Annotated in this window: 2 rRNA genes; both read right to left on the bottom strand. The window is 53.1% G+C overall.

The features are described from left to right. Positions 1–19 precede the first annotated feature (19 nt). Positions 20–3,137, bottom strand: a 23S ribosomal RNA gene (locus M2390_RS16100). A gap of 440 nt (positions 3,138–3,577) precedes the next feature. Then, a 16S ribosomal RNA gene (locus M2390_RS16095) occupies positions 3,578–5,099 on the bottom strand. Together the 16S and 23S rRNA genes form the textbook arrangement of a ribosomal RNA operon. Between the last annotated feature and the right edge of the window lie 433 nt (positions 5,100–5,532).

Genomic DNA, 5,532 nt, shown 5'->3' with positions numbered 1-5,532 from the left:
AAACGATGTGCATGTAATGATTATCAAATTATCGGCCTATTAGTACCGGTCAGCTCCACGAGTCTTTAGTCCTCGCTTCCACATCCGGCCTATCAACCCAGTAGTCTACTGGGAGCCTCTCCCTAAAAGGATGGAAATCTCATCTCGAGGCCGGCTTCCCGCTTAGATGCTTTCAGCGGTTATCCATCCCGAACGTAGCCAATCAGCAATGCTCCTGGCGGAACAACTGACACACCAGAGGTTCGTCCAACCCGGTCCTCTCGTACTAGGGTCAGATCCTCTCAAATTTCCTACGCGCGCAGCGGATAGGGACCGAACTGTCTCACGACGTTCTAAACCCAGCTCGCGTACCGCTTTAATGGGCGAACAGCCCAACCCTTGGGACCTACTCCAGCCCCAGGATGCGACGAGCCGACATCGAGGTGCCAAACCATGCCGTCGATATGGACTCTTGGGCAAGATCAGCCTGTTATCCCCGAGGTACCTTTTATCCGTTGAGCGACAGCGCTTCCACAAGCCACTGCCGGATCACTAGTCCCGACTTTCGTCCCTGCTCGACCTGTCAGTCTCACAGTCAAGCTCCCTTGTGCACTTACACTCGCCATCTGATTGCCAACCAGATTGAGGGAACCTTTGGGCGCCTCCGTTACTTTTTAGGAGGCAACCGCCCCAGTTAAACTACCCACCAGGCACTGTCCCTGAACCGGATCACGGTCCGAAGTTAGATATCCAATATGACCAGAGTGGTATTTCACCAGCGACTCCACAAACACTAGCGTGTCCGCTTCAACGTCTCCCACCTATCCTACACAAGCCACACCGAACACCAATACCAAGCTGTAGTAAAGGTCACGGGGTCTTTCCGTCCTGCTGCGCGTAACGAGCATCTTTACTCGTAATGCAATTTCGCCGAGTTCACGGTTGAGACAGCTGGGAAGTCGTTACGCCATTCGTGCAGGTCGGAACTTACCCGACAAGGAATTTCGCTACCTTAGGATGGTTATAGTTACCACCGCCGTTTACTGGGGCTTAAATTCTCAGCTTCGCTTACGCTAACCGTTCCTCTTAACCTTCCAGCACCGGGCAGGCGTCAGTCCGTATACATCGACTTGCGTCTTAGCACGGACCTGTGTTTTTAGTAAACAGTCGCTTCCCACTGGTCTCTGCGGCCCAAACACGCTACCCACTGCAAGAGTGTTGACGTGCCAGGCCCCCCTTATCCCGAAGTTACGGGGGCATTTTGCCGAGTTCCTTAACCGTGATTATCTCGATCTCCTTAGTATTCTCTACCTGACCACCTGAGTTGGTTTGGGGTACGGGCAGCTAGAACCTCGCGTCGATGCTTTTCTTGGCAGCAGAGGATCATCGGATCATACCCTTACGGGTTCCCCATCAAGTCTCAACCTTATATGAGAGACGGATTTGCCTATCTCTCGGCCTACACTCTTGGCCTAGGACAACCATCGCCTAGGACCGACTACCTTCCTGCGTCACACCTGTTAATACGCTAACCGCACCAGATCGGGTCACGTGCGTCCCCCACACCCCTCACCCCGAAGGGATCAGTAATGTGAGCTTCGAAACGTTTAGCAGTACTGGATTAGCTTGGGCGGTTCTTCGCCGGTACGGGAATATCAACCCGTTGTCCATCGACTACGCCTGTCGGCCTCGCCTTAGGTCCCGACTTACCCAGGGCGGATTAGCCTGGCCCTGGAAACCTTGGTCTTCCGGAGGACGGGTTTCTCACCCGTCTTTCGCTACTCATGCCTGCATTCTCACTCGTGTAGCCTCCACGGCTGGTTTACACCGCCGCTTCACTGGCCACACGACGCTCTCCTACCCATCAATACGGCTGGACCACGAAGGCCTACCATAATATTAATGCCACAACTTCGGTGGCGTGCTTGAGCCCCGTTACATTGTCGGCGCGGAATCACTTGACCAGTGAGCTATTACGCACTCTTTCAAGGGTGGCTGCTTCTAAGCCAACCTCCTGGTTGTCTCTGCAACTCCACATCCTTTCCCACTTAGCACGCGCTTAGGGACCTTAGATGGTGGTCTGGGTTGTTTCCCTCTCGACAATGAAGCTTATCCCCCACTGTCTCACTGCTGCGCTCTCACTTACCGGCATTCGGAGTTTGGCTGACGTCAGTAACCTGGTGAGGCCCATCGGCCATCCAGTAGCTCTACCTCCGGCAAGAAACACGCAACGCTGCACCTAAATGCATTTCGGAGAGAACCAGCTATCACGAAGTTTGATTGGCCTTTCACCCCTATCCACAGCTCATCCCCTCAGTTTTCAACCTAAGTGGGTTCGGTCCTCCACGTGCTCTTACACACGCTTCAACCTGGCCATGGATAGATCACTTCGCTTCGGGTCTAGGACATGCGACTGAATCGCCCTATTCAGACTCGCTTTCGCTACGGCTTCCCCACACGGGTTAACCTCGCCACATATCACTAACTCGCAGGCTCATTCTTCAAAAGGCACGCCGTCACACCAACAAGGGCGCTCCGACGGTTTGTAAGCAAACGGTTTCAGGTACTATTTCACTCCCCTCCCGGGGTACTTTTCACCTTTCCCTCACGGTACTTGTCCGCTATCGGTCATCTGGGAGTATTTAGGCTTATCAGGTGGTCCTGACAGATTCACACGGGATTTCTCGGGCCCCGTGCTACTTGGGATACTCTCCACACGATTACAGCATTTCGACTACGGGGCTGGCACCCACTCTGGCTGGCCTTTCAAGACCATTCGTCTATACCGCTCTCTAATGTTCAGTGATCGGCAGATCACTACGGAAAGTCCCGCAACCCCGAACATGCAACGCCTGCCGGCTATCACACATGCCCGGTTTAGCCTCTTCCGCGTTCGCTCGCCACTACTAACGGAATCACTGTTGTTTTCTCTTCCTGTGGGTACTGAGATGTTTCACTTCCCCACGTTCCCTCTACCCGCCCTATATATTCAGGCGGGAGTCACCACGTAACCTTGCAGCCCGTGGCGGGGTTTCCCCATTCGGACATCCTCGGATCACAGCTCGTTTATCAGCTCCCCGAGGCTTATCGCAGATTACTACGTCCTTCTTCGGCTCCAGATGCCAAGGCATCCACCGTTTGCTCTTAAAAATTTGAAATCACATGAGTATAAAAATCGATCAAAAAACTGTAAAAGTAAACTTTTCAGAAATTGACCAATGATCTATAAAGATCATCTTTATCATGAACCACATCCCCGAAGGAATGTAATTCTTAAGATGCTCGCGTCCACTGTGTAGTTCTCAACGTACGGTCGATACCAAAACATGCAAAACCATCAAACAACGTTTGACTCCTGTCTCACAAGCTTTGGTCCGAAGGTATCAACAAGACGTTACCGCCTTGAGTGATCCCTCAGGACCCAACAACGTGCACCCGCAAACCGTACCCCGCATCCTGTTCCAACTTCCAAAGAAGCGTACTAACAACACGAAACCGTATTCACGGAAATATCAAATGTTCCACCCATGAGCTACCAGCTGAGACGTTTGCTCAGAACTGGCGCCTGGACAACCAATGGTTGCCAGATGCTCCTTAGAAAGGAGGTGATCCAGCCGCACCTTCCGGTACGGCTACCTTGTTACGACTTAGTCCTAATTACCAATCCCACCTTAGACGGCTCCCTCCCTTGCGGGTTAGGCCACCGGCGTCGGGTGTTACCGACTTTCATGACTTGACGGGCGGTGTGTACAAGGCCCGGGAACGTATTCACCGCAGCGTTGCTGATCTGCGATTACTAGCGACTCCGACTTCATGAGGTCGAGTTGCAGACCTCAATCCGAACTGGGACCAGCTTTTTGGGATTCGCTCCACCTTGCGGTATCGCAGCCCATTGTACTGGCCATTGTAGCATGCGTGAAGCCCAAGACATAAGGGGCATGATGATTTGACGTCATCCCCACCTTCCTCCGAGTTGACCCCGGCAGTATCCCATGAGTTCCCACCATTACGTGCTGGCAACATAGAACGAGGGTTGCGCTCGTTGCGGGACTTAACCCAACATCTCACGACACGAGCTGACGACAACCATGCACCACCTGTATACCGACCTTACGGGGCGACCATCTCTGGACGTTTCCGGTATATGTCAAGCCTTGGTAAGGTTCTTCGCGTTGCATCGAATTAATCCGCATGCTCCGCCGCTTGTGCGGGCCCCCGTCAATTCCTTTGAGTTTTAGCCTTGCGGCCGTACTCCCCAGGCGGGGAACTTAATGCGTTAGCTGCGACACAGAATCCGTGGAATGGACCCTACATCTAGTTCCCAACGTTTACGGGGTGGACTACCAGGGTATCTAAGCCTGTTTGCTCCCCACCCTTTCGCTCCTCAGCGTCAGTTACGGCCCAGAGATCTGCCTTCGCCATCGGTGTTCCTCCTGATATCTGCGCATTCCACCGCTACACCAGGAATTCCAATCTCCCCTACCGCACTCTAGTCTGCCCGTACCCACTGCAGGCCCGAGGTTGAGCCTCGGGATTTCACAGCAGACGCGACAAACCGCCTACGAGCTCTTTACGCCCAATAATTCCGGACAACGCTTGCACCCTACGTATTACCGCGGCTGCTGGCACGTAGTTAGCCGGTGCTTTTTCTGCAGGTACCGTCACTTTCGCTTCTTCCCTACTAAAAGAGGTTTACAACCCGAAGGCCGTCATCCCTCACGCGGCGTTGCTGCATCAGGCTTGCGCCCATTGTGCAATATTCCCCACTGCTGCCTCCCGTAGGAGTCTGGGCCGTGTCTCAGTCCCAGTGTGGCCGGTCACCCTCTCAGGCCGGCTACCCGTCGTCGCCTTGGTGAGCCATTACCTCACCAACAAGCTGATAGGCCGCGAGTCCATCCCCCACCGAAATTCTTTCCAACCCCCACCATGCGGTGGAAGCTCATATCCGGTATTAGACGCCGTTTCCAGCGCTTATCCCAGAGTGGAGGGCAGGTTACTCACGTGTTACTCACCCGTTCGCCACTAATCCACCAGAGCAAGCTCCAGCTTCATCGTTCGACTTGCATGTGTTAAGCACGCCGCCAGCGTTCGTCCTGAGCCAGGATCAAACTCTCCGTAAATGTTTATCTCCACGATCTAAAAGACCGGGACATTTGTTTGCACCGTCCACCCGGAAAAAGAGCGAACAGATGCGAGTTTGAAACTGACAGAACAAATCATTACTGACTTGCTTTGTTTTGTTTAAAATGTTTCCAAAGGAATCTCTTACATCAAAAAGATGTACGAGGTTTTTGGCATTTGACATTGTGCACGCTGTTGAGTTCTCAAGGATCACACACTCCCCACATCCACCACATAAAAAACATGGCTTCTAACCGGGGGTGACCACATCACCACACCACTTCACAAACTCGCTTCCACAACCGATTTACATCAGATTGTGAGTGGGGCATCCGTGAAGCGGATGAGTTTCAATCCTGCCACACAACCAAGCACAGAACAAGTCCGGCGTGTTGAAGTGTGGGGATGATCCCGCTTGAGGCCGGCCGCTTC

Source organism: Mycetocola sp. BIGb0189 (assembly GCF_024810155.1).
Lineage (GTDB): Bacteria > Actinomycetota > Actinomycetes > Actinomycetales > Microbacteriaceae > Mycetocola > Mycetocola lacteus.
This window is presented reverse-complemented; position numbering and strand designations above follow the sequence as displayed.